24 protein-coding genes are annotated in these 26,020 nt (G+C 30.7%); 19 read left to right on the forward strand and 5 right to left on the reverse strand.

Features of this window, described 5'->3' with window-relative positions; genetic code table 11:
- Positions 1 to 15 precede the first annotated feature (15 nt).
- The 9 genes from NH341_RS08045 to NH341_RS08085 all read left to right on the forward strand — a co-directional run bounded on the left by NH341_RS08045 (position 16) and on the right by NH341_RS08085 (position 11,109).
- Positions 16 to 363 carry a hypothetical protein gene (locus tag NH341_RS08045; protein ID WP_156167047.1) on the forward strand — a complete coding sequence of 116 codons (348 nt, stop codon included), beginning with the start codon at positions 16 to 18 and terminating at the stop codon, positions 361 to 363.
- A gap of 731 nt (positions 364 to 1,094) precedes the next feature.
- On the forward strand, positions 1,095 to 1,577 hold the full coding sequence (locus NH341_RS08050) for a hypothetical protein (RefSeq protein WP_173359700.1): 483 nt from the start codon (positions 1,095 to 1,097) through the stop codon (positions 1,575 to 1,577).
- A 2-nt stretch (positions 1,578 to 1,579) separates the two neighbouring features.
- A complete protein-coding gene (locus NH341_RS08055; protein ID WP_253056340.1) occupies positions 1,580 to 2,494 on the forward strand; it encodes a hypothetical protein in 915 nt (304 codons plus the stop codon).
- Between the two features lie 101 nt (positions 2,495 to 2,595).
- Positions 2,596 to 4,884 carry a TonB-dependent receptor gene (locus tag NH341_RS08060; protein ID WP_253056342.1) on the forward strand — a complete coding sequence of 763 codons (2,289 nt, stop codon included), beginning with the start codon at positions 2,596 to 2,598 and terminating at the stop codon, positions 4,882 to 4,884.
- 22 nt (positions 4,885 to 4,906) lie between these two features.
- Complete coding sequence (locus NH341_RS08065; protein WP_253056344.1) at positions 4,907 to 6,124, forward strand: DUF4374 domain-containing protein; 1,218 nt, start codon at positions 4,907 to 4,909, stop codon at positions 6,122 to 6,124.
- A gap of 8 nt (positions 6,125 to 6,132) precedes the next feature.
- A complete protein-coding gene (locus NH341_RS08070; protein ID WP_253056346.1) occupies positions 6,133 to 6,834 on the forward strand; it encodes an ABC transporter ATP-binding protein in 702 nt (233 codons plus the stop codon).
- A gap of 43 nt (positions 6,835 to 6,877) precedes the next feature.
- On the forward strand, positions 6,878 to 8,308 hold the full coding sequence (locus NH341_RS08075) for a DUF3526 domain-containing protein (RefSeq protein ID WP_253056348.1): 1,431 nt from the start codon (positions 6,878 to 6,880) through the stop codon (positions 8,306 to 8,308).
- A complete protein-coding gene (locus tag NH341_RS08080; RefSeq protein WP_253056350.1) occupies positions 8,305 to 9,726 on the forward strand; it encodes a DUF3526 domain-containing protein in 1,422 nt (473 codons plus the stop codon). The genes NH341_RS08075 and NH341_RS08080 overlap by 4 nt, the downstream gene beginning before the upstream one ends.
- Positions 9,727 to 9,741: 15 nt before the next feature.
- The gene (locus tag NH341_RS08085) at positions 9,742 to 11,109 is read left to right on the forward strand and encodes an MATE family efflux transporter (RefSeq protein ID WP_253056352.1); all 1,368 of its coding nucleotides are present in this window, start codon (positions 9,742 to 9,744) and stop codon (positions 11,107 to 11,109) included.
- A gap of 24 nt (positions 11,110 to 11,133) precedes the next feature.
- On the opposite strand, the gene NH341_RS08090 is transcribed toward NH341_RS08085, so the two are convergent.
- The gene (locus NH341_RS08090; protein ID WP_253056354.1) at positions 11,134 to 11,742 is read right to left on the reverse strand and encodes a methyltransferase domain-containing protein; all 609 of its coding nucleotides are present in this window, start codon (positions 11,740 to 11,742) and stop codon (positions 11,134 to 11,136) included.
- A gap of 205 nt (positions 11,743 to 11,947) precedes the next feature.
- Between NH341_RS08090 and NH341_RS08095 the strand changes: the two genes are divergently transcribed.
- Together NH341_RS08095 and NH341_RS08100 are read left to right on the forward strand one after the other, a co-directional pair.
- Positions 11,948 to 12,259, forward strand: coding sequence for a hypothetical protein (locus tag NH341_RS08095; RefSeq protein WP_073183005.1), 312 nt, complete (start codon positions 11,948 to 11,950; stop codon positions 12,257 to 12,259).
- Positions 12,260 to 12,635: 376 nt separating this feature from the next.
- The gene (locus NH341_RS08100; RefSeq protein WP_253056356.1) at positions 12,636 to 15,002 is read left to right on the forward strand and encodes an outer membrane beta-barrel protein; all 2,367 of its coding nucleotides are present in this window, start codon (positions 12,636 to 12,638) and stop codon (positions 15,000 to 15,002) included.
- 291 nt (positions 15,003 to 15,293) lie between these two features.
- Here NH341_RS08100 and NH341_RS08105 read toward each other — a convergent pair whose 3' ends face one another.
- A complete protein-coding gene (locus NH341_RS08105; RefSeq protein WP_047789476.1) occupies positions 15,294 to 16,010 on the reverse strand; it encodes an RDD family protein in 717 nt (238 codons plus the stop codon).
- A 119-nt stretch (positions 16,011 to 16,129) separates the two neighbouring features.
- On the opposite strand from NH341_RS08105, the gene NH341_RS08110 reads away from it, so the two are divergent.
- The 7 genes from NH341_RS08110 to NH341_RS08140 are packed head-to-tail and all read left to right on the forward strand — an operon-like array spanning position 16,130 to position 22,771.
- Positions 16,130 to 17,095 (forward strand): stage II sporulation protein M, encoded by a 966-nt coding sequence (locus NH341_RS08110; RefSeq protein WP_253056358.1) that lies wholly within the window; start codon positions 16,130 to 16,132, stop codon positions 17,093 to 17,095.
- Complete coding sequence (locus NH341_RS08115; RefSeq protein ID WP_253056360.1) at positions 17,088 to 17,939, forward strand: hypothetical protein; 852 nt, start codon at positions 17,088 to 17,090, stop codon at positions 17,937 to 17,939. The genes NH341_RS08110 and NH341_RS08115 overlap by 8 nt, the downstream gene beginning before the upstream one ends.
- 4 nt (positions 17,940 to 17,943) lie before the next feature.
- Positions 17,944 to 18,678: a DUF4129 domain-containing protein gene (locus NH341_RS08120; protein ID WP_253056362.1), complete on the forward strand. Its 735-nt coding sequence runs from the start codon at positions 17,944 to 17,946 to the stop codon at positions 18,676 to 18,678.
- A 1-nt stretch (position 18,679) separates the two neighbouring features.
- Complete coding sequence (locus NH341_RS08125) at positions 18,680 to 19,903, forward strand: DUF4350 domain-containing protein (protein ID WP_253056364.1); 1,224 nt, start codon at positions 18,680 to 18,682, stop codon at positions 19,901 to 19,903.
- Between the two features lie 9 nt (positions 19,904 to 19,912).
- On the forward strand, positions 19,913 to 20,431 hold the full coding sequence (locus NH341_RS08130) for a hypothetical protein (RefSeq protein ID WP_253056366.1): 519 nt from the start codon (positions 19,913 to 19,915) through the stop codon (positions 20,429 to 20,431).
- A gap of 1 nt (position 20,432) precedes the next feature.
- Positions 20,433 to 21,437, forward strand: a complete 1,005-nt coding sequence (locus tag NH341_RS08135) for a MoxR family ATPase (protein ID WP_253056368.1) — start codon at positions 20,433 to 20,435, stop codon at positions 21,435 to 21,437.
- Between the two features lie 2 nt (positions 21,438 to 21,439).
- Positions 21,440 to 22,771, forward strand: coding sequence for a DUF58 domain-containing protein (locus NH341_RS08140; protein WP_253056852.1), 1,332 nt, complete (start codon positions 21,440 to 21,442; stop codon positions 22,769 to 22,771).
- Positions 22,772 to 22,820: 49 nt separating this feature from the next.
- Here NH341_RS08140 and NH341_RS08145 read toward each other — a convergent pair whose 3' ends face one another.
- Genes NH341_RS08145 through NH341_RS08155 form a run of 3 tightly spaced genes read right to left on the reverse strand, consistent with a single transcriptional unit; the run spans position 22,821 to position 23,784 of the window.
- Positions 22,821 to 23,147, reverse strand: coding sequence for a CCC motif membrane protein (locus tag NH341_RS08145; protein WP_253056370.1), 327 nt, complete (start codon positions 23,145 to 23,147; stop codon positions 22,821 to 22,823).
- Positions 23,148 to 23,160: 13 nt separating this feature from the next.
- Positions 23,161 to 23,454 (reverse strand): DUF2752 domain-containing protein, encoded by a 294-nt coding sequence (locus tag NH341_RS08150; protein WP_231128418.1) that lies wholly within the window; start codon positions 23,452 to 23,454, stop codon positions 23,161 to 23,163.
- Positions 23,455 to 23,460: 6 nt separating this feature from the next.
- Complete coding sequence (locus NH341_RS08155) at positions 23,461 to 23,784, reverse strand: YbaB/EbfC family nucleoid-associated protein (protein WP_047789483.1); 324 nt, start codon at positions 23,782 to 23,784, stop codon at positions 23,461 to 23,463.
- Between the two features lie 138 nt (positions 23,785 to 23,922).
- Between NH341_RS08155 and NH341_RS08160 the strand changes: the two genes are divergently transcribed.
- Positions 23,923 to 26,019, forward strand: coding sequence for a S9 family peptidase (locus NH341_RS08160; RefSeq protein ID WP_253056372.1), 2,097 nt, complete (start codon positions 23,923 to 23,925; stop codon positions 26,017 to 26,019).
- Position 26,020 lies beyond the last annotated feature (1 nt).

Consider the following 26,020-nt stretch of genomic DNA (forward strand, 5'->3'; position numbering starts at 1 on the left):
TAAGTAGTAAAAAAAATGTGTTTATATAATTTAATTTATTATATTCGTAACCAAATGGAAAGTAATCGTTTAAAAAATAGCATTGCATATTTATTTCTTGTCCTGTTTCTATCAATGAAAGTAGGTGGGTTGCACGTGCTATCTCATACAGACGATAAAGACCATACATCACACTGTACGATATGTGATCATGCAGTTGCAAGTGATTTAACTCCGTTAGTTACTCCTGATACTTTAGACTTTTCAATAGAAAGCAATGAATATATTGTTTTGAGGGAAGTAATTAAAGATTATAATTTTATTATTTCAGGTACTATTACTGCGGAGCAACTTTTTTCTAGACCTCCACCTTTTTTAGTGTAAGAGTTTTTATTTTACATTCAATCTTTCTAATTAATGTTTTTTTATTCAAGTATTTGAGCAGTTATAGAATATTGGCTTAAATAGTACTTGTAATGAATCTGAGATACGTTGTTGTGATGTCTCAGTTTTAAAGAAGAGAAAATACCAGCTTAAAAGCTCTTACCACCACTTTGTTTTTATTTTAATAACCTATTTTCTTTATTGTTTAAAGGAATAGCTCGTAGTATATTTAGATGCAGGATTATCTTATCTAAAATATATTATAGCAGCTTAGATGTCTTTACGTGTTTTTAAGGGTTTTAAACAGTTATAGGCATTAGATATAATATAAGAAGTAAGAAAAGTACCTAAATATACTAGAGCATAGGTTATTACTAAAATTTAAATTTCAAAAGAATCTTTACAGAAATCTTTCAGTTTTTCAAAAGACTAAGTCTCATTTTGAAAAGCCTAGGAATTCTATTGGATTTATGTACCATAATATTAAAGAAGTTGCAACAAAGGGAATGCTGAAAACCTTATTGAATAGAGTAGGCCAAACTTTAAAATTTTTAATTATGAAAACCAAAGAATTAATGATTTCAGAAATTTTAGCTGATAAGTCTAAGCAAGCAGCTGGAACTACACATTGTAGTAATTGTGGGCACTGTGTTAACACTTTATAGTCTGCAAATTTATAGCGGTAGGATAAATTCCTACCGCTTTTTAAAAAGTAAAAACAGTTAAATATAATGGAAGGAAAAGTTACAGAAGAACAATTACATAAACTCCTAACTTTTAGTGATGAAAATGTAATATCTAGGTTTTTAGATATGTATGATGTTACAGAAACTGAAGCTGAAGATATATTAATGGAAACGTTGAAGTTTTTGTATATAAGTCAAATTCCAGGAGTCTTCATTCCAGATGATTTATTAATTATAGATGAAATGTGGCATAATCTTATACTGTTTACACCACTTTACCATAAGTTTAGTAAAGAATACTTAAACACCCCTTACTTTCATCATCTTCCTGCAACTAAAAAAGAAAAAGATGAAAGAATAGAGGCTATGAGGATTGCACCAGATGAAGCAAAAGAAGAGTACCTCAAGAAATTGGAATTTTTGTTGTCTATAACCTACGATTATTTAGGTGAAGAAACCATGATAAAATGGTTTAAAGTATACCCTCAAAAATACAGCAAAGAAAATATTAAGAAATTGAAAAAATAAGAATGAGCATTTTTCCCAAAAGAACCATTCAAGGTACCACTGTTACCATTCATTGGAATTTTAATACAGCACACTTAAAAGATAAACACTTATGTCCATTGGTAAAAATAGGAGTAAAAGATCCTAATGGCAATATAACAATGCTTTTTGAAAATCATGTTGTTGCTTTTCCAGAAGAAAATGAAAACAAGGAAGTAGTACCACAAAAATTAAAATATTTAAACAAAAACACTCCGCTTTTAGTGTTGGCTTCATATTTAGAAGGAGCTTGTAAACGTGAAAAACTTGTAGAAATTCTTACAAACATACAGGCGGGTCGCCATTATTATTTTACATATAATATACCCGATAATGCTCCTTTAGGAAAATATACTCTCATATCTGAGGTACATAATAATGGAAATATAAAGTACTCAAAAACTCACTTAGACGATCATTTTTGGGTAGAAAAAGTTTCGCTAATTAATGTAAAAAAAGAAGAAAAAATAGCAATGGTTTACAATCATTCAGAAGAAAAAACTCCAGTAAAAATAGTAAGGTGTTTTATCAACTCTGAAGGTTGTATGAAAACAGAAATGGAAGCTTTTGAAATGAGACCTAATGAAACAAAATCACTTTCAATTTCAACAGGAAATACTTTTTTACTCTACAATGAAGAACGAGAAATAGTGCCATTATTAGAAGAGAACCCCATACACTTAATAAAGAATCACGAAATACTATTAGTTAGTAAATCACCAGAACTTAATTATCTCATGAAAAAAGATACAGATGAAGCTTTTTCTCTTACGTCAGAAGCAAAAGAATTATGGGATAAAGCGGATGGATTACTCACTAAAAATAGCCTGTCAAAAAAAGAATTAGAGATATTTAAAGAAATGGAAGCTGAAGGGCTGATAAAGCAAGTAAGGTTATAATGACTAAAAATTATTTTAAATCAGAGATGTTATACTTTGAAAAATTAGGAAGCATAAAAATTATATGCATATTATTTTTTAGCCTATTAACAAGTAGTTTTTTGTATTCGCAAACAGTAAAAATTTCAGGAGTAGTAACTGACAATTTAGGGATTCCTTTATTTCAGTCTCATCTCCAAATACAAGAACTTAATAAAAGTACAGTAACCAATGAAGATGGAAAGTTTATATTTAAAAAGATTCCGAAAGGAAAATATAGCTTAAAAATATCTTATGTAGGTTTTAAAACAAATTACCAGACAATAGATGCTTCAGGTGAAAAAACGAATATAAAACTTACTATTCAGTTAAAGCCTGAGCAAAATCAGCTAAATGAGGTAACTCTTGAAGGAAAATCAACAGCTCAAAGATTAAAAGAGAGTACAGCTAACGTATCAGTTTTACAAATGGAAAAGTTTCGAGAGAGGAACATTAATACAAGTGATATTGTAAAACAAATTTCAGGGGTAAATGTACGACAAACAGGAGGCTTTGGTAGCGATGCAAAAATCTATGTAAATGGGATGACTGGAAAATCGGTACCCTTTTTTCTAGATGGAATTCCTTTATCATATTTTGGAGCTGGATTAGGGTTAAACGTATTACCTTCAAACTTAATAGAACAAATTGAGGTTTATAAGGGAGTAGTACCTGTAGATTTAGGAGCAGATGCGCTTGGAGGAGCGGTTAATATAATTCCTAGAAAATTATATTCAGACTATTTAGATGTTTCCTATTCAGCAGGATCGTTTAATAGCCATAAAATGAGCGTAAATGCGCAATTGATGAGTTCAGACAATCAATGGATGTTTGGGGTGAATTCATTTTTTAATCACTCTGACAATAGCTATAAAGTTGATGTTGAAATACCAAACGAACAAGGAAACCCTAGACCTGCTAGAGTTAAACGGTTTCATGATAAATTTTCTAACCATCTTTTAAACGTTTATGTAGGAGTTTTAGATAAAAAGTATGCAGATCGATTGGTTCTTAGTGCGCGTTATTCAGGACTTGACGATGATATACAGCACAATGCTATTATGGCTCAACCTTATGGAGAAGCCACTTATAGTGAATCAACAGTTGGAACTTCTTTAGAATATGAAAAAAAGAATATTTTAAAGAAAATGAACATGAAATGGTATAGTGCTTATAACCGTACCAGAGGACATTTTATTGATACTACCCTAAATGCCTATACTTGGGATGGTAAAATATATCGTAAACGGACAGATGGTGGAGAAATTTCTGCTTCACGAAATTCTTTAAAATTAACCTCTCAAAATGTTTTAAATCGAGTTAATTTAAACTACTATCCTTGGGAAAAAGGAAAGTTTACGTTGAATCTTTTTTCATCTTGGTTTAGAAGAGTAGGAGAAGACCCAATTGCGGCTGAGTTTTATGGAGAAGATTTTTTTAAGAATCCAACCCAGCTTTTTAAAAACGCTTTAGGAATTGCTTATGAACACCGTTTTTCAAAAAGTTTAACTAGTTATACAGCGGCAAAACATTTTTGGTTAGATGCAGATGGGTATGAAATAAAAAACCTTGACTTTGTTCCTAACCAGCAAGAAACATCTAATTTTGGATTTTTACAATCGCTTCGTTACCATCTTACAAAATCTTTTTTAGTAAAGTCTTCTTACGAGTATGCTACGAGACTTCCTGATGAAGTAGAGCTTTTTGGAGATTTTACCCTAATAAAATCCAATCCATTTTTAGAACCAGAACAAAGCCATAATTTTAATTTAGGTTTCCAGTTAAAAACAAAGAAAGTTAATTGGGATACGAATCTTTTTTACCGAGGAACAAACAATGTTATCTGGTTACGAACCTCACAGTTTTATTCCCAATATCAAAATTTACTAAAATCACGTACGCTTGGGGTTGATATGGAGCTGCGCTATCGTCCGGTTGATTTTCTTGATGTAAAAGCAAATGCTACCTATCAAGATTTACGAAACCGTTCACCGAAAAATATTACTGGGGCTGTGGATAATCGTTATTTTAATGCAAGACTACCTAACATTCCTTATTTTTTTGGAAATGCAGAAGTACGCTACCACAAAGAAAATTTCTTACACACAAAAAATAATATTTCAGCATGGTGGTCTGCAAACTACGTAAATGAATTTTATCTGTTTTGGGCTGTAGATGGTAATAAAGATTTAAAAAACACCATTCCATCTCAATTTACTCAAAATTTAGGTATTACTCTTTCTCACCCAGAAAATAGATGGACGGTTACTGCTGAAGCAACCAATATATTTAACGAAAAAGTATTCGATAACTTTAGTGTACAACGTCCTGGAAGAGCATTTTATATAACACTTAGAACATTTATAAATTAAAAATAAACATCAATAAATAAAAATGAAAACACAATTCTTAAAAAAAATAAGTTTAGTATCACTTTACACATTTGTATTAGTTTTTACATTCATAGGGTGTAGTAGTGATGATAATTCACCAGTTGGAACCGATCCAGTAATTATTAATTTTGGGATTACAACAGTAAGTGGAGCATTTCCTAATCAGACCTCTTATATTCAAGGAAAATCAAGTTTAGAATTTTCAACGATAGGAAATGACAAGGCTTTAGAATTAACAGGAAATACAAGAACCGTTTCTTATAATAAAGAGTTGTATGCATTGCCTTTTGGCGCACCTGCAACCCTTGCAAAATATTCATTTAATGAAGAAGGAAATGCAGTCGAAGATCAACGTATTGTTGTTCCTGGGGCAAATACTTTTTCTGCCCTTTATTTTGAAAGTAAGGAGGTAGCGTATGCTTCAGTAGCAGGGGGGATTTCAAAACTTATTATTTTCAATCCAACTACGATGCGTATTACAGACGAAGTAGCTTTAACATTAATTAAAGAAAAATTTCCTGAAGCTACACGTACGTATTATACAGATATGATTGAACGTGACGGAAAGTTGTTTATGGGAGTACATTATGAGAAAAATTTTGCTCCAGTAAACGATTGGGCGTATGTAGCGGTAATTGATTTAAAAGAGAAAAAGGTAGAAAAAATAATTTCGGATAAAAGAACAGGAATGGTGTTTGGCGGACATGCAGCAAATGCAGGAATGGTTAAAACAACTAATGGAGATATTTATGTACAAGGTTTAGGAACTACAATGAGTAGTGGAAGTAGCCCTAGTGGTTTGCTAAAAATACCTAATGGAGAAACTTCTTTTGACCCAGATTATTTTATGAATATGCAAGAAGCAACAGGAAATGTATGTTATGGAATTTATCATGCACCTAATGGAAGAAGCTTTACAGCAAGAGTAGAGGAGGTAAGTGATTTTTATGAGTATAAAACTGGGCAACCGCAATTCAAATATTTTGAGATTGATGTTCAAAAAAAGTCGAGTTTAGGGGCTGTACCAGGACTTCCTACCACATATGGATCTCGTAGTATGATTATTCTTCCTTATAAAGACCAAAAATTATTATTTACAACAGCAACGAATGATGAAAATGCTGTGTTTAGTTTTGACACCAGTTCAAATACATCTAGTAAAATGTTTACGTCTACAGGTGGTTACATATCAGGTCTTGAAGATTTTAATAACGAATAGAATACACTATGTTAAAAGCACAAGACCTCACAAAAAAATATGGTGATTTTACCGCCTTGAATAGTTTAAATTTAAATATTAAAGCAGGAGATATTTTTTGCTTGCTCGGTGCTAACGGTGCGGGAAAATCAACAACTATTAATTTGTTTTTAAATTTTATAGAGCCTACATCTGGTAGTGCTTTTGTTAATGGTTTGGATGTAACAAAGAACCCACAAGAAACAAAAAAATGGTTGTCTTATATTCCTGAGAATCTCCAGTTGTATCAATATATGACAGGACTGGAGAATCTTCAATTTTTCTGCGGTCTACAAGGTGTGGATATAGAAAAAGAAGCATTAGAAAACTTATTAATACAATCAGGTTTACAAAAAGATTTTATTAAGAAAAGAGTTCGTAGTTATTCTAAAGGAATGAGACAAAAAGTAGGGATTGCTTTAGCGAGAGCTAAAGGAGCCAAGGTATTACTTTTAGATGAGCCTACATCTGGATTAGACCCTAAAGCAAGTAATGAGTTTTCTGAGCTTCTACTTAACATGAAGCAACAAAAAGTAGCCACTTTAATGGCAACACACGATCTTTTTAGAGCTAAAGATACAGGAACGCATATTGGTATTATGAAAGAGGGAATTTTGGTTGAAAAGATGGAATCAAATCAAGTTTCTTTTCATGATTTAGAGCAAAAGTACTTAAAACACATGCATGAATAGTATGTAATAAGTTATTACATCTAAAAAATAAAAATGTAAAAAGATGATACATCAAGTATTTTTAATAGCTAAAAAAGAACTTACCAATATAGCAAGGCAAAATGCTTTAAAAATTTTGTTTCCTATTATTTTGTTCCTCTTAGGGTTTTCACTTTATGCTGGACATATAGCTTATAAACAGGAAATGGATATGGTGAAAAAGGCTCAAAAAGAAAGAAGAGCTGAGTGGTTAGAACAAGGAAATAAGCATCCGCATATTGCGGCTCATTACGGGACATATGTTTTTAAGCCTAAAACGCTTTTAAGTCTTTTTGATTTTGGATTGGATACGTATACAGGAACCTCCGTTTATTTAGAAGCACATTATGCACATGAGTTTATGTTTAGACCTGTACAAGGATATGGTAATATGGCTCGTTTTGGAGAATTGAGTGCGGCTTTGGTTCTTCAGTTATTATTACCACTTCTTATTATATTCATCACTTTTCAAACTTTTAGTAAAGAAAAAGAAACAGGAACCTTGAAGCTATTAATAGGGCAAGGAGTTTCAATGAGATCCATTTATTTAGGTAAAGTTTTGGCTTATTTTTTAATAGTTCTACTCATATTAATATTGTTTTTTACAGGACTTTATATTGTGGGAATAATTGAAGATAATAGTTTAGTAGTGCAAGATGTAGGTTTACGAGTTTTATTTCTCTTTTTTCTTTACGTTGGATACTTATTTGTTTTTACAAACTTTTCTGTTTGGGTTTCTTTTAAGTCTTCAAATGCACGAAACTCTCTTCTAACTTTATTAATGTTTTGGATTACAACTGGTATTATTATTCCAAAAACTTCGGCTAATATAGGAGAGAGTTTATATCCTTTACCATCTCTTAAAGCATATAAAGAAAAAATTAAAAAGGATATAGATAAGGGTTTGCCTATGGATGGCTCTAAAGAAGAGAGACTTGTTAAATTAAAGGAACAGTACTTAAAAAAATATGGAGTAGATTCTTTACATCAATTACCACTAAATTTTGAAGCAATACGAATGCAAGAGGGAGAAGAATATGCTTATAAAGTACAAAAAGTTCATGATTCTCTTCTTAACAGAAGGTTTGAATATCAAAATAGAATAGGAAGTATAATTGGGTTTGTTGCACCGTACATTTCAGTAAGAAATTTTTCAATGGCTTTTGCTGCAACAGACGGGTATAGTTTTAATGATTTTCAAGAAAAAACAAAAGCATACCGTCTTAAACTAATGAGAAAAATGAATTATGATATGGCTGTAAATTCACGTTATGGCGAGTTTTATGAATACAAAGCAGGAAGAAATTTATGGGAAACGGTTTCTGGGCTAGAATATCGTACACCTAGTGTAATGAAAACCTTTAAAAATTACAGAATAGAATTAATGTCATTAATTTTTTGGGTTTTAATAATGTTCTTACTAATACCTTCTTCTCACAAAAATAAATTGATATGAAATTAACGATATTATTATGGAGGCGTGAAGGTATTTCAATTGTTAGAAATACGTTTCAAATAATTTTGCTTACCATCGTATTTTTATTGGGTATTTATGCTGTTTATTACGGGCATTCAAAAATAACGGAGCAGCGTAAAATAATTGAGAATGTTAAACATATTGAAAAGAAAGAATTTGAACAGTATAAAGAGAGTTTTTATGCCAATCATACTTCGTTAAAAGATAAACAATTATTTGACATAGCTTCTAAGTCAGCCTATGCATGGTATCGACATGGATATCATGCAATTTTACCTCCTCATGGTTTAGCACACATGTCTTTAGGACAAAGAGATATAGAACCTTATTACTATAAGTTAACGGGAATGAGTTTATATTATCAATTGTTTGAAAATGAACTAGCAAACCCACTTAAACTCTATGTTGGAAATTTAGACCTATCGTTTGTTTTTGTTTATTTGTTTCCATTGCTTATCATAACTTTTACTTATGGATTATATGCAGAGGAGAAGGAAAATGGAATGTTACCCTTATTAAGGTTACAATCTATAGGACTAAGAAAAATTCTCTTAATTAGAATTGCTTTTTATTATGTTTTAGTTTTAGGGTTAGGAGTCCTTTTGTCTATAATAGCTTTTACGATTGCTGAAAAAGTAAGTGTTTTAAGTGCTTGTTTATGGTTATTAGCAGTCTTGTGTTATTTCAGCTTTTGGTTTGCCTTAATGTTTCTTTTAATAAGCTTGAAAAAGAATTCTTCATTAACAGCCATTACTGCTGCTGGTTTATGGTTACTTTTTTTAATAGTTTTCCCAGCAGTATTAAATGTATATGCAAATATTGTACATCCGATAGACAATACTTCATTAGCAGATATAACTAGAAGAAGAAGTCTTGAAAATGAAGAGAACATAGAAGAAGCTAAAGCTGTAGTTGTTGAGTATTTAGATTACCGAGATGATTTAAAAGGAGCAAAATCTTTAATAGATGTAAATACAATGGCCAAGGCTTATGCATCTTTTACTGCGCTTAATGATAATCATCACAGAGAAGAAGTACAGGAGTATTTTAAACAAATTAAGTTAAGACAAGAATGGGTTTCTAAATTTCGATGGGCAAATCCAGCAGTAAACGCTCAAGGAATGTTTAATGAAATAGTTGAAACAGATTCTGAAATTTTTCAATCCTTTTATCAATCAATTGAACTTTTTCATAGAGATATTACCAATTTTTATTTTAATAAATTGTTTTTAGGTAAGCAAATAACAATAAAAGATTATAAAAGGTTGCCTAAGTTTAAGTTGAATGCTGATTATACTAAAAGTCAAAGAATAGGAAAAAGTTTATTAGAAGTAATACTTATAACCTTTATAATTTTTGGTACATCACTGGTCTTTTTTAAAAAAATAACTTCTTAAAAGAGTGGTGCAAATATGAGTTCCGAAATAAAGAATAACACAAAACAAAAGCTTGATTTTATTAATGATAGCCTTTGGGGTCTTATGTTAAAACTATCTGTTCCAAGTATTTTAGGTATGATGGTTATATCTATAAACGGGCTTGTAGATATATTTTATACAAGCTATTTTATAGGGATAAAAGCTTTTACAGGGGTTTCAATGTTATTTCCCTTAATGCTAGTTGTTACAAGTATTACTGTTTTTATAGCCGCAGGCTCTGCATCTGTTCTTAGCAGAGCTATAGGCGCCAAACAAATTGAAGTTCAAAAGAAAATAATTCCAAACATGATAGCCTTATCTCTCATAGGGGCAACTTTAGTAACTGTTTTTGGAATTATTTTTTCTCATGAAATAGTCTCAATAATAGGAATTTCAGGAGAATTATTTACCTATGCTTTAGAATATTTTAAAGTATATGTTTTGGGAGCATTATTCAGTATTTATGGTCTATCAGCTAATAGTTTAATACGGGCAGAAGGAAACATAAAAGTGGCAATGCAATTCACAATAGCTTCAGTAGTTTTAAACATTTTACTAACCCCTATATTTATTGGTGTTTTGCAGATGGGAGTAGCAGGTGCTGCATGGAGTAGTATTATAGCAATGTTTATTTATAGCTTGTTAACATCTTTATACTTTATCCGTGGAAGAGCAACATTTAAAACAGGGGCTTTTCGAATAAGGTTGGAGTATAAAATACTTAAAAATGTTTTAAGCATTGGTTTTTCAGCATTTACAATGCAACTATCTAATTTGTTTAGGCAGTTTTTACTTTTCAGGTTAGTGGTTTTCTATGGAACAGTAGAGGCTATGGCTTTTTTTAATGCTGTTTTTAGATTGTTTACTTTTTTAGCTATCCCGCTTTTAGGACTTTACCAATCTATGCAGCCGATTATAGGAATTAATTACGGTGCTAACAAGCCGTCTAGGTGTTTAAAAGGAGTAAGGGTATACAGGTTAGCAGGGGTTGTTCTTGGTGCAGGACTATTAATTCCGATACTAATTTTTCCTGAGGCAATGGTTAATGTTATATTACCTAATGTAGAACTTAATGATACAGAAATTTTTAATGTACGAATGTTGCTAAGTATTTTATTAGTTATTCCAATATCTTCTAGTAGCATAGTTCTTTTTCAAGCTATAGGAGAAGCAAAATTAGCAACGTTGTTACCTATTGGAAGACAATTATTGTTGTTTGTTCCGGTAGTATTACTTTTAACTAAATACTTTGGAATAGAGGGGATATATTACAGTTTAGCTTTAGAAAATATATTATACGCTTTGGTTTTATATATTGTATCTAGAAAAACACTTAAGCAAATATCCAAGGGAATAATATAGGGTAGGTATAAATGAGTTAGTTTATTATTTTATAAGGTGTTTCTTTTTTGCCACAATATGAAAAACATGCCAAACTTTTTCTTTTCCAGATAATGTTTTTCCTTTTTTAGAGATTTCATTAAAATAAAGAATCTCAAACTGATCAAATAAGTTTTTTACATCTTGTATATTGTGAAAAGTCATATCAGAGTTAGAGCTCCAGGAATCTTGTGGTCCAAAAAAATGTCCGCAAAAAATTCCTCCAGGAGATATACATTTAATGATATTCGACCATAGATTGTCAAATTGATTAGGATGACAAAAAGGAAGTGAAAAAGAAGCATTAACCAAATAAGCTAAAGGAAACTCTTTTATATTCTCAAAAGAAACGTTATTAAATTTTAATAATTTTGAATGTTCAGGAGCTAAATTTTGTTGTAGGTGAAGCAATGAGTTAGGATTACTGTCTATGGCAACTACAGAAAAACCATTTTCTAGCAAAGCAAATGTATCTACACCATTACCACAACCCAAGTCTATAGCTGTTTTTTCTGTTATATTATCTTGGGAGGCTATAAAATCTAAAGCTTTACGTAGTGTATAAGCTGGGGGATGTTTTTCTTTTTTAATTTTATTATAATGCTCTTTCCACATTCTATATTTTTTTCTGAGATAAACAAATATAATGAAGTATTACACTGTTTAAATTAAAAAATAAGACATTCTATTATATTTTAACTTTTATAAGAGTAAAAGGTTTATTATTATGTGTTTAACTTGATTGAGGTATTTGTTTTTGGGTGAAATCAAGTGTGAAATTAACACCTTTTTTAAGTTAATTTTAGTAGGTTTGTAAGTAATGAAAAAAGATTGGTTAAAGAATAGTGTAACCTATTTATTCCTTGTACTTTTTCTATCAGTGAAAATGACAGGAATTCATGTATTGATGCATACGGATGATATGGATCATGCAGTACATTGTACTATGTGTGACCATAGTATAACACATGATTTAACTCCTGCACTTACTCCTAATTTTCAAAATTTAATTATTGATAGGTTTGAAATTATAGTTCAAAAATCAATTATTAAAAATTACAAGTTTATTGCTACAAGTAACTTTGCTTTGTATCAGTTTATCTCCAGACCTCCTCCTCCTTTCTTATTATAATTTTTTAGAGAAAAACAAAGCAAAATATCATCGTGGTTTTTTATAAGTTATTCTAGTTTCTTTTAATGATAGCGTAATCAAAAGTTAAAAACTTTGGATTAATAAAATGTATCTAAATATTTAGAGCATAAAGCTCTGTGTTAAGAAAAAACATTTCTACATTCAATTTTTTGAAAATAATCGCAACTTTTTTTAAAAGGAGTTGAAGAACATTTTATGCAACTAATTGTAATGAAAAACTTCTAGAACTTATAAAACCAAAATAATTCATTCTTAAGTAATACTTAATATTTAGGTATCTGTGTAAAAACAGAAATTAAATAAGCAGAATGATTACAGGTAGATAAATCTATCTAACTAAAAAATAAATTAAATAATGAAAAATTATATCAAAATACTTGTACATTACTTTTTAATTCTTTCCCCATGGCTTGTTTTTTCACAGGAGGTTGAAGTAAAAGGAATCGTTAGTGATGTTACAAATCAAGTATTACCAGGTACAACTGTTTTTATAAAAGGAAGTAATAAAGGAACAGTAACCAATTTAGATGGGAAATATTCAATAAAAACTACAAGAGGATCTGTTTTGGTATTTTCTTTTGTAGGAATGATTACGAGAGAAAAAAAAGTAACTGATGAAGAAAAGATAAACATAACCTTAAAAGAAGATACTAATGCGTTAGACGAAGTAGTGGTTAATTTTAAAAAACCGCTTATTGAGGCTAGTAAAGGAAAATTAACATTTAACCTAAAAAAATCTACTCTTACAACAGGGCAATCCGCTCTTGATATGTTAAAAAAATTACCAGGGATAAATGTAGCGCAAAACGATGCTATTTTATTTAGAGGGGCGTCTGGGGTAAATATTATGATAGATGGTAAAATGACCTATTTATCTGGAGGTCAATTGTCAAATTTATTAAAAGGAATGAGTGCTGAAGACCTTAAAAAGATAGAATTGATAACATCACCAACAGCCGAGTTTGATGCAGCAGGTAATACAGGTATAATTAATATTGTTCTCGAAAAAAAACTCAAAAAAGGTTATGCAGTCAATTTACGAACAACCATTTCAAAAGGAAAATACTGGATGACAAATGAAAATATTTCGGCAAGTTTACGTACAAAAAAAGTGAATTTATATGGTTCTTTTGATTATAATACACCTCATAGATTTACCAAAAACAAGAGTGGAAATACCATCAATGAAAACGGAGAATCTCTGTGGCTTAGTCGAAAAAACGAAAGTAATTATAAAATAAAATATTATACTTGGCGATTTGGAGCAGAATGGCAATTTTTACCTAAACATAGTTTAAGCATTAATTATCATGGCTACTTTGATGACTTTAAAAAACAAAATTATTCAGAAGTTAATAAATTCAATAATTTTAAAGAACTACAATCCTATACATTAACCGATAATAAAATAATTGAACCTTATCATTACGATGCAGGGAGTGTGCATTATGTGTTTGTTATAGATTCTCTTGGAAAAAAATTAACAGCAGATGCTAATTATACATCCTATAGAAATTATTCAGATGGAATACTGATAACAGACAATTATGATGCAAATCAAAATAAATTAGATACTAACGTACTCAAGTCACACCAACCAGGAAGTGTAGATATTTTTTCTGCACAAATTGATGCTAATTTGCCTTTTAAGAAGTATGCTATTAAAACAGGGGTTAAATATGCTAAGGTTAAAAACGACAATCAATATGAATTTGAATCATTAGAAGAGGGTGTTTATGAAAAAGTACCAGCATTAAGTAATCATTATAAATATAATGAACAGATTGCAGCAGCATATATAACAGGATCAAAAGAAATAAATAAAACAACAATAGATGCCGGACTTCGTGTAGAATATACCAGAGCAGAAGGATATACAGTAAAAGAAAATGAAACAAATCAATGGCAATATACCAAGTTGTTTCCCTCTTTTTCAATTGGACAAATTTTAGATAAAGACAATAAAATAGATTTTTCGCTTAATAGACGTATCAATCGTCCATCTTACACCGATTTAAATCCAGTACGATGGTATAGAGATCAGTACTTCTATTATTCAGGAAACCCTAATTTAACACCTGAATTAGCTTGGGTATATTCGTTTACATATAGCTTAAAAAATAAATATGTTTTTTCTGCAATGTATAACCAAAGTGATAATTTTATAAATCGAAGGCTTTTAGTAGATGATAATGGTACTACTATAAAAAGTCAAAGTGATAATTTTGGTAATCGTGAACGTTTTGATTTTACAGTATCAACCCCATTTAAATTATATTCGTTTTGGAACTTACTTTTCTTTTCAGACATAAGTTATACTACTTACCCTATTTCACAAGTTTCAGGAGAAAAACAACTATCAAAGTGGGCTACAACATTTACATTACAACAAGATATTTCCTTGCCAAAAGACTATAAAATGAATCTTTCTGCACACTGGTTTTCATCGGAGTTACTTGGTTTGTACAGTACAAAAGCAACAGGTTATGTAGATTTCGGTATTAAAAAAACATTTCTAAATAAAAAATTAGTAGCGCAACTGACTATAAGTGATGTATTTAACACCAACCATTATGAAGCCTATTCTCAAAGTGATATTGTAGATTATTACTATAACAACAAACCAGATTCAAGAAGGTTTGGTATAACTTTACTTTATCACTTAGGAGGAAACTTAGTAAAGGAAAATAGAAAAAAAACAGAAGAACAGAAAAGGTTATGATTTTTTTCAAGAATTAAATTACGAGATAGAATTCCATAAAAAAACAAAGAATGTCATCTTTTTAGAGCGTCGTTCTTTGTTTTTTATCACGGTGTTTGTTTTCAGTAAATTAAAGGGTATGGTATTAAAAACACATTTTAAGTCCAGAAATAACCTTTATTTCCAAACAAAAATTTTAAACATAATGTAGACAAAGATGATAACTATTAATATTGGAGTTATAATCTCTTTCAAAAATTCCTTAACGCCTTTTTTGTTTTCTGTTTTCATATATTTCTGAGTATTGAAAAATTACTGCCTCGCGTAATAATGATAATCTTTAATCACAGTATCTATAAATTTAGCAGGCTTTTGCTCGGTAGTAATTCCTGTTAACTCAATAACTTTTGTGTATAGTTTCAAAATTACTTTATGATTTCTTTTCTTCATAGCATCTTTATATACTCTTGTGATAGTGTGAATATCATTATCACTCAATAGCGTTACCTGTGAATAGGTAGGTGTATAGTTATCAACTACATCGCTTGCAATAGTATCTTTTAACGTAATTCTTTTCTTTTCAGATATTACAGTAGTTCCTGCAGCAATATCTCCTAAACGTTGCCCTTTTCCGTTTAATAAAATGGTAAGTACAGCAACAGAACCACTAGCTAAAGTGAAATCAACAAAACGTAGTAACCATCTAATTAAATAACTTCCAAAAGTAGGCTTAGAACCATCTAATTTAACCACTCTTATTTGGTTAAAGTATTTGCCAGGAGTTTGCCCGTTCATTAAAACCTCAAAAAGTAAACTATAAAAGAATACAGGAAGTCCTAATAGAACAAAGAGACTCATATATTCCATACTCATAGGAATATCTAACATGCCTATTATAATAGCAATGATAATGTAATATCCAACAATAAATAACGCATCAATTAAATATGAACCAATGCGAGTGGTAACATGAGCTACATTTTGACTGATAGCAATGTTTTGAGCTGTTTCTATTTGAAAATTATCCATGAACTAGTTTTTCACTTTTTTTTGTTGATATTTATGCAACTTTTTTTAGTTTAGCGAAGATAAAAATATTCTATGATTAGAGAAACTTCTCAACAAACATGCTTTAATTTTTTAAACACATGAGAGAAGCTGCTTTTGTAAATAAAAATAAAGAAAAGTGGCAACTTTTTGAAGATGTGCTGTATAACAAGAAAGTTATTTCACCAGATAAACTATCTGATTTATATGTGGAGTTAACTGACGATTTGAGTTATGCCAAAACGTTTTATCCTAACGGAAATACGGTGATATACTTGAATTCAATAGCATCTGCAGCACATCAAAAAATTTATAAAACTAAAAAAGAAAGCAAAAACAGGTTTGTTAGTTTTTTTAAAACGGAATTTCCTTTAATGTTTTATAGTCATCAAAAACAATTACTGATTGCGTTTTTAGTATTTGCTTTTTTTTCTATTTGTGGTGCTTTTTCAGCCGCAACCGATATTGATTTTGTCCGTTTGATTTTAGGAGATGGTTATGTAAACATGACTCTGGAGAATATTGAAAACGGAGATCCAATGGCTGTATATAAAAAAGCTAATGAAGTAGACATGTTTATTGGAATTACTGTAAATAATATAAAAGTAGCCATGTATGCCTTTGTATTAGGAATGTTATTTTCGGTAGGGACCTTATACATTATGATGCAAAACGGAATAATGTTAGGTTCGTTCTTATATTTTTTTTACGATAAAGGGTTGTTTTGGGAATCGTCAAGAACCATTTGGATTCACGGAACCATAGAAATATCAGTAATTGTTATTGCAGGATGTGCCGGATTGGTATTAGGTAACGGATTACTATTTCCAAAAACCTATTCACGACTAGAATCATTTAAAAGAAGCATGAAAGATGGATTAAAAATAATGGTAAGTACCATTCCGTTTTTTATAGTTGCAGGATTTTTAGAAGGTTTTGTAACCCGTCATACAGAAATGCCCGATTGGTTAGCAATCTTAATAATTGCTACCTCATTAGCACTCATTATATTTTATTACGTCATATACCCAATTAAAGTTTATAAAAATCAACAAACCCATGCATAAAGAATACGTAGAGTTTAAAAAAGAAAGAGATTTAGGAAGTATTATTTCAGATGCCTTTAAGTTTATACGATTAGAAGGGAAACAGTTCTTTTTAACCATTTTAAAAGTAGCATCAATACCTATTGTTATAGCGGTTGCTTCTATGATTTACTACATGATGTCTATTTCTTCAATAATGAGCCAAGATACAAGTGAAGTTGCAGGAATGGTGGGAGCGGTGTTTATTATGATGATTGCTTATTTAGTAGCCATTGTTTTTATAAACTTGGCAGGTATGTATTATATTAAATCATATATAGATAATAAAGGAGTAGTTAGACAAGAAGATGTTATAAATAATACAAAAGCTAAGTTTTGGTCGTTTACAGGATTTGGTATTTTAGCTGGGTTACTATTATTTGCAAGTGCAATGCTATGTGTATTACCTGTGTTTTATACTTGGCCAGCATTATCTTTAGGAGCTTCAATTTTAGTATTTGAGAATGAAACAGCTTCTGGAGCAGTAGGAAAATGTTTTAATTTTATAAGCGGATATTTTTGGGAAACTTTTGGGGTGATTTTCGTTGTGTCTATTTTAGTAAGTATTTTAGGATATGTTTTTCAAATACCAGCAACTATATATCAATTAATAAGCATGGGGATAGGTTCAGGAAGTGATGACCCAGCGCAAGTTTTTGGATTTTTTGGTGATCCTATTTATTTGATTTTAAATGTTATATCAATAGCAGGCCAGCTACTATTTTATTCAATAACCTTGATAACGAATGTGCTTTTATATTTCGATATTAATGAAAGAAAAAATCTTACAGGAACTATTGAAAGAATTGATAGTATAGGACAGTAATCTTTTGAAGCAGTTTCTTTTTTACATAGCGTTTTTTATTTGTTCAATCACTGTTTTTTCTCAAGAAGAAAAAATAGAGGTGCAGTATGATGATACTATTATAGAACAAAAAAAGTTTGATACTCAAAAAATAGAGGGGTACAAACAAAAAGATGAATTTATATACATTGTAGAAAAAAGAGAACCTACTATTTTAGAAAAAATATGGGACTGGTTAAAACGAACCGTCATAAAAATTCTCTCTTATATTTTTGATGATATTACACCAGCAGTAGGATTTTTACGTGTTGTTTTAAAGGTTTTACCATACGTAATAGCAGGACTCGTACTTTTCTTCATTATTAAATTCTTTTTAAAAGTAAATGCACGCAATATTATTGATGGTAAAAAGGCTAAACCTATTGTGCATTTATCGGAAGAAGAAGAATTGATAAAAGATAAAGACTTACCAAAGTTAATTCAAGAAGCAATTTCAGAAGGAAATTATCAACTAGCAGTACGTTATTATTATTTGTTGCTGTTAAAAAAACTGTCAGATAAAGAGTTTATTTCTTGGCAACAAGAAAAAACAAACGAAGATTATATAAAAGAGTTATCATCTAAAAAACAACTGTATACAGAATTTAAAGAGTTAACTTATTTGTACGATTATGTGTGGTATGGTGAGTTTTCTATAGATAAAGAAAAATTTACACAAGCGGAGAACAACTTTAAAAACACACTAGCTAAAATTTACTAATTTGGATAAAAAACTTAAAATATACATTGGTCTGTTGGTGCTTATAGTGCTCGGTATTTTTTATGTTGAATCTGTAAAGCCTAAAGAAATCAATTGGTATCCAAGTTATGCTGCAAAACATAAAATTCCATATGGTACATATGTATTGCATAAAGAAATGCCAAGTTTATTTCCAAAAAGTGAAGTAAAAGATATCTACCAAAATCCGTATGTGTACTTAAAAGACGATAAGAATAACGGAACCTATTTTTTTCTTGATAATAAAGTGAATTTTGACAAAGATGAGTTGAATGAGCTTTTAGAGTTTGCAGATAGAGGAAATGATGTGTTCATAGCAACCAATGGAATATATTTAGATACGTTGCAAACAAAGACAAGTTATTTAACAACTTCAGCGTTTGAGGAAAAAGCCTATCAAAAAATGAGTAACCCTATTTTTGGTGGAAAAGAATATCATTTTGATAGAGATTTTTCAAAGCTGTATTTTTCTGAAGTTGATACGCTCAATACAACTATTTTAGGCGAGTTGGTAATACGAAATGAAAACGATTCCATCATCAGTAAAAAGCCGAATTTTATCAAAGTTAAACACGGAGAAGGTAATTTTTATTTGCATACGTTCCCGCAGGCATTTACGAATTATAACATGCTATTAGATAATAATTATGAGTACGTAGCGAATGTGTTATCATATCTAAATAACCCGGGTAATAAAGAAGCAGAGGTGGGTTCTAATAGTAACAATACCATTTTATGGGATACCTATTATAAGACAGGAAAAAGTAGAATAACCTCTCCCATGCATTATATTTTATCAACCCAATCGTTAAAATGGGCATATTATATAGGATTGATAGGGGTGTTGTTCTTTATTATTTTTAAAGGAAAGCGTAATCAGCGATTAATTCCTGTTATTACACCGTTAAAAAATCAAACACTGGCTTTTACACGTACCATAGCCAATATGTATTACGAAAAATCAGATCATAAAAATATAGCTGAACATAAAATCAACTATTTTTTAGAGTATATCAGAATAAAATACCGATTATCAACTTTAAACCTAGACGAACGTTTTTATAAAAACCTTGCTAACAGAAGTGGTAATTCAGAAGAAAAAGTAGTTGCTTTATTTAAAAAGATACAGCAAATACAAACAAAATCAAGTATAACCGAAGAAGATTTAGTAGCCTTAAATAAAGCTATTGAAGATTTTAAAATGTAAAATAAGGACATGGAAGAGAAAAAAATAGCAAGGTATGGAGCGTTGTGGGGAGCTATATTAGGAGTTTTCATGACAGCTATTTATGATTTGATAAAATCTAAGCCCTTTTTATCAACATTATGGAGGGTTATAAATTGGATTTGGGATAGTATATTTATGTACCAAGTCACAATTTGGCAAATATTAATAGTCGTCATTCTTTTTTTAATATTTAAAAGAATAGTTTTTGAAATTAAACTATCAGAAACTAAAGACTCTCCTGTATTTTTAGACTATAAGGAAGATATAATTAACGATACTACTTGGAGGTGGGAATGGAAATGGAGTGTTTTTGAGAAATCTTATATAATTGTTAATTTAGAACCTCTTTGTAAAGAATGTGAAACTCCTTTAAAGTTATATGATTTTTCAATTAATCCATATGGTGAATGCCCAAGATGTGATAAAACAATTAAAATAACAAAAACTAAAGAGAAAATGGAAAGAATTATAATTGATAATATTAAAAAAGGAGTTAAAAATAAATAGGATGAATACAGAAAACAATCCAACAGAAAACACGAACGAGCTATTTTCAAGTAGAATAGATTTGTCAAAGTTAAAAGAAGCGGTTGTAAAAATAAAAGAGCAACTAGGGAAAGTAATTGTAGGTCAAGAGGAGTTTATGGAGTTACTGTTGGTTTCTTTACTGGCTGACGGACACGTATTGATTGAAGGTGTTCCTGGAGTAGCCAAAACGGTAACAGCAAAATTGTTAGCTAAAACAATTGCAACCGATTTCAGCCGAATTCAGTTTACGCCTGATTTAATGCCTTCGGATGTATTAGGAACTTCGGTTTTAAACATGAAAACATCTGATTTCGAGTTTAAAAAAGGCCCGATTTTCTCTAACATTGTGTTGATTGATGAAATTAACAGAGCACCAGCTAAAACGCAAGCAGCATTGTTTGAGGTGATGGAGGAAAAACAAATTACAATGGATGGTGAGCGTTATGAAATGAATCCACCCTTTATGGTATTAGCAACTCAAAACCCAATAGAGCAGGAGGGAACCTATGCTTTACCAGAAGCGCAATTAGACCGTTTCTTATTTAAAATAAATGTTGGGTATCCGAATTTAGAGGAAGAAATACAGATAATCACTGCTCATAACGATCGCAAAGGAGCGTTACCGCAAACGAAAGTGGAAGCTGTGTTAACAGAAGCTGAGTTATTAGAATACAGAAGCAAGGTTTTTGAAGTATTGGTAGAGGAAAAAATAATTAAATACATAGCACAACTTATTTCCAATACACGTAACAATGCACATTTGTATTTAGGAGGTTCACCAAGAGCAAGTATTGCAGTATTAATGGCGTCTAAAGCATTTGCAGCAATCAATGGACGTGATTTTGTGATTCCTGAAGATGTAAAGAAGAGCATTTACCCTGTATTACGCCATAGAATTATGTTAACTCCTGAACGTGAAATGGAAGGAATGACAGCCGATAAGGTGATTGAAATGATTGTACAATCTGTAGAAGTTCCAAGATAGTGATTCAATTCTTTAAATCGTTATACGTACACAATCGCTTTTTTATCTATATAAGCGTTATTTCGGCATTATTTTTAGTCTCGTTTTGGATTCCTGCGCTTTATTCAGTAACATGGATGCTTGTGTGGTTATTTGTAATAACGATATGTGTTGATGTGTTTATCTTATACCGATTTAAAAATGGATTTTTAGCGAAAAGAATTACATCAGAAAAACTATCAAATTCAGATGATAATGAAATAGCCATTACGCTTGAAAATAATTATCCGTTTCAAGTTTTTATTTCATTGATTGATGAATTGCCAGTACAATTTCAAAAAAGAGATTTCGAACATGCAATGTCTTTGAAGCCTGGTGAGAAATCAACCTATACCTATAGTGTTAGACCAGTTGAAAGAGGGGAATACAAATTTGGGAAAGTAAATATATTCGTGTCTTCTTTTTTACAAATGTTTTCTAAACGTTATTCCTTTGCTGCGGAAGAAAGTGTGAAAGTATATCCGTCATATATACAAATGAAAAAGTACGAGTTTTTGGCGATGCACAATAACTTAACGGAGTTTGGTATGAAGAAAATACGACGAATAGGGCATACGATGGAGTTTGAACAGATTAAAAACTACATTCCTGGTGACGATGTACGTACTATAAACTGGAAAGCAACTGCTAAAAGAGCAGAGTTGATGGTGAATCAATATCAAGATGAAAAATCACAACCCATATATTCTATTATCGATTTAGGACGTGTCATGAAAATGCCTTTTGAAGGGTTGAAGTTATTAGACTATGCAATTAATTCAACCTTAGCTTTTTCAAATATAGCCTTATTAAAAAACGATAAAGCAGGGATGCTGACGTTTTCTAAAAAAGTAGAAAAAATAGTAGCTGCCAGTAACAAAAAAACAAACTTATCGGTCATTAACGAAGAGTTGTATAATATTACAACCAATTTTTCAGATGCTAATTTTGCGTTGCTATACGCGAATATTAAAAGAAAAATAAATCAACGTAGCTTGTTAATTTTATATACCAATTTTGAGCATATATCGGCGTTAAAAAGGCAATTACCATATTTAAAAGCAATAGCTAAAAAACACTTGCTAGTGACTGTTTTTTTTGAAAATACGGAGTTAGATACGTTGATTACTGAAAAAGCAGAAGACTTACAAAGTGTGTATCATAAAACAATTGCCGAGAAATATGCTTACGAAAAACGTTTGATGATAAAAGAGCTAGAGAAAAACGCAGTACATGCTATTTTAACCAAACCACAACATTTATCGGTTAATGTAATTAACAAATATCTGGAGTTTAAAGCAAAAGGAATGATATAAAAAAGCGACCAAATGGTCGCTTTTTTTATATAATATATGAGTCATGCAGTTATTGCATATTTTCAAACTGTTCTCTTAATAATTCAGGGTCTTGTAGTGCATCCCAACCAAAGAATAAAATCATTCCTACCATAGTAATTATATATAATGAACTTAAAATAACACCAATAATAGCCAAAATCTTACCAATTTTAACATTATTGATTCCATCATATTCATCTGGGTTTTCATTATATAAAGTTGTAGCCTTTTTAGCTAAAACTAAAGCAACAACACCAAGAATTAACCCAATAAAGCCATAACAGCAGCACCCTAAAATTGAAATGATTCCTAATACTAAAACACCTGTAGAATTTGGTAGTTTTTGTTTTTCCATAGTTTTCTAAAGTTTAAATTAATTGATTCATTTTTATAACATAACTACTCACTATAATAATTATGTTAATAATAGCCAATATACTGATTATTTTTTGAGCATATTTTACTTTATAGAAGAAGTTAATGCCTACAACAAAAGCTAAAAGTAGTAAGGTATATATAGCAGGGTACATTTTAAAAGCAGCAACGAACTCTCCTTGTGAAATTAAGCTCAAAGCACGCTGTATACCACAACCTAAACAGTCAACTCCAAAGAATTTTTTGTTTAAGCAAGGCAACATATAATCTTCTAATTGTACAGGCATAACTTATTATTTGAACATATCCATTCCAGGAATATTAGGCATTCCGCTTTTAGCAGCAACAGCTAATTCCTGTTCGTTAATTTCACCAGCACGTTTTAATGCTTTGTTTAGCGCTAAGATTAAATAGTCTTCCAATTCTTCTTTATCATCTAACAAAGACTCATCTACTGTAATAGCTTTAACTTCACGATTAGCGGTTACGGTAACTTTTACATTTCCTCCAGCAATTGCTTCATCAATTAAAACGGTATCTAATCGTTTTTTTGTTTCTTCTACTTTTTGTTGAGCTTCTTTTAGTTTACCCATCATTCCAGAAATATCTCCGAACATATTGTACAGTTTTTATGATTTATTTTCCAACAAAAATAGTATTTTCACAAGAAATATAAACCAACTTAAAAAATGAAAAAAATAATGCTACCGGCTTTGTTTTTTAGTCTTATTTTTGGTTCTTGCAAAAAACAAGAAATGAATAAAGATATCAAAGCCCCAGTTGCTGAAAAGCAACCAACTAAGTTAGAGAAACACGGAGATATACGTACTGATGATTATTTTTGGATGCGTTTAACTGATACTCAAAAAAATGCAGAAGTTAAAGACGAACAAACTCAAAAAGTATATGATTACTTAAATGCAGAGAACGCTTATTATGAAGAAATGACAAAAGAAACTAAAGAGTTTCAAGAAGCGTTATTTCAAGAAATGAAAGGGCGCATAAAAGAAGATGATGAGTCAGTACCATACAAAAAAGATGGATACTTTTACATAACTCGTTATGAAAAAGGACAGCAATATCCTATTTATAGCCGTAAAAAAGAAACTTTAGAAGCAGAAGAGGAAATCATGTTCAATGTGAATAATGAAGCAAAAGGATATGATTATTTCCAGCTAGGAGGGTTAAATGTGTCACCAGATAATAAAATGACAGCTTTTGCTACAGACACAGTTAGTCGTCGTCAATATTTTATTAGAATTAAAAATTTAGAAACTGGTAAAGTCTATAAAGATATTATTGAAAATACCACTGGAGGTTCTGTATGGGCAAATGATAATAAAACGTTGTTTTATGCTAAAAAAGATCCTGTAACGTTACGTTCTTCAAAGATTTACAAACATACGTTGGGTTCTGATGCATCTTTAGATGAATTAGTGTATGAAGAAAAAGACGATACGTTCGGAGCTTTTGTCACCAAATCAAAATCTAAGGATTATATCATAATAGGTTCGTATAGTACAGTTTCAACAGAATACCATGTATTAGATGCTAATAATCCTGATGGAGAATTACAAATAATTCAACCTCGTGAGCGTGATTTAGAATATGAAGTAGCACACTACGGAGATCATTTTTATATTAAAACCAATAAGGACGGAGCAACCAATTTTAAGTTGATGAAAACTCCTGTAGATAAGCCTGGGAAAGAAAACTGGGTAGATGTAATTCCACATAGAGAAGATACCTTATTTGAAGATTTTTCAATTTTTAAAGACTATTTAGTTTTAGAAGAAAGAAACGAAGGATTGAATAAAATCCGTATTAAACGATGGGATGGAACTGAAGACTACTACTTACCTTTTGAAGAAGAAACTTATTCAGCAGGAGTATATGGTAACCCTGAATTCGATACAGAGGTAATTCGTTACTCATATAATTCAATGACAACTCCAAGTTCTGTGATTGATTTCAATATGAAAGACAGATCAAAAGAAGTTAAAAAAGAGCAAGAAGTTTTAGGAGGAAAGTTTGATAAAAATAATTATGTAAGCAAGCGTATATGGGTACCTGCTCGTGATGGTAAAAAAGTAGCGTTATCAATTGTACACCATAAAGATACGAAGCTTGATAAAAACACACCAATCTTACAATATGCGTACGGTTCTTACGGATATACAATTAATGATGGGTTTTCAACAACACGTTTAAGTTTATTAGATCGTGGATTTGTATATGCTTTAGCGCATATTAGAGGAAGTCAGTATTTAGGACGTGAGTGGTATGAAGATGGTAAAATGTTGAACAAGAAAAATACATTTACCGATTTTATTGATTGTTCTAAATATTTAATTGATAACGGTTATACATCTCCAGAGCATTTATATGCTATGGGAGGTTCTGCAGGAGGTTTATTAATGGGAGCTATTGTAAATATGAATCCTGAGCTATATAACGGAATCATAGCTGCGGTGCCTTTTGTTGATGTAATTTCTACCATGCTAGATGATAGTATTCCATTAACTACAGGTGAATATGACGAATGGGGGAACCCGAATAATAAAGAATATTACGATTATATTAAGTCGTATTCTCCATACGATCAAGTTGAAGCAAAAGCATATCCAAATATGTTAGTAACTACAGGTTTACATGATAGCCAAGTACAGTACTGGGAGCCAGCAAAATGGGTAGCGAAACTACGTGAATTAAAAACAGATAACAACATGTTGTTCTTACATACTAATATGGAAGCAGGTCATGGAGGAGCCTCAGGAAGGTTCGATGCTTTAAAAGAAACAGCAGAAGAATATACGTTCTTTTTAATGTTAGAAGGTAAGTTAAAAAAATAAT

The organism is Tenacibaculum sp. XPcli2-G (assembly GCF_024124505.1).
Lineage (GTDB): Bacteria > Bacteroidota > Bacteroidia > Flavobacteriales > Flavobacteriaceae > Polaribacter > Polaribacter mesophilus.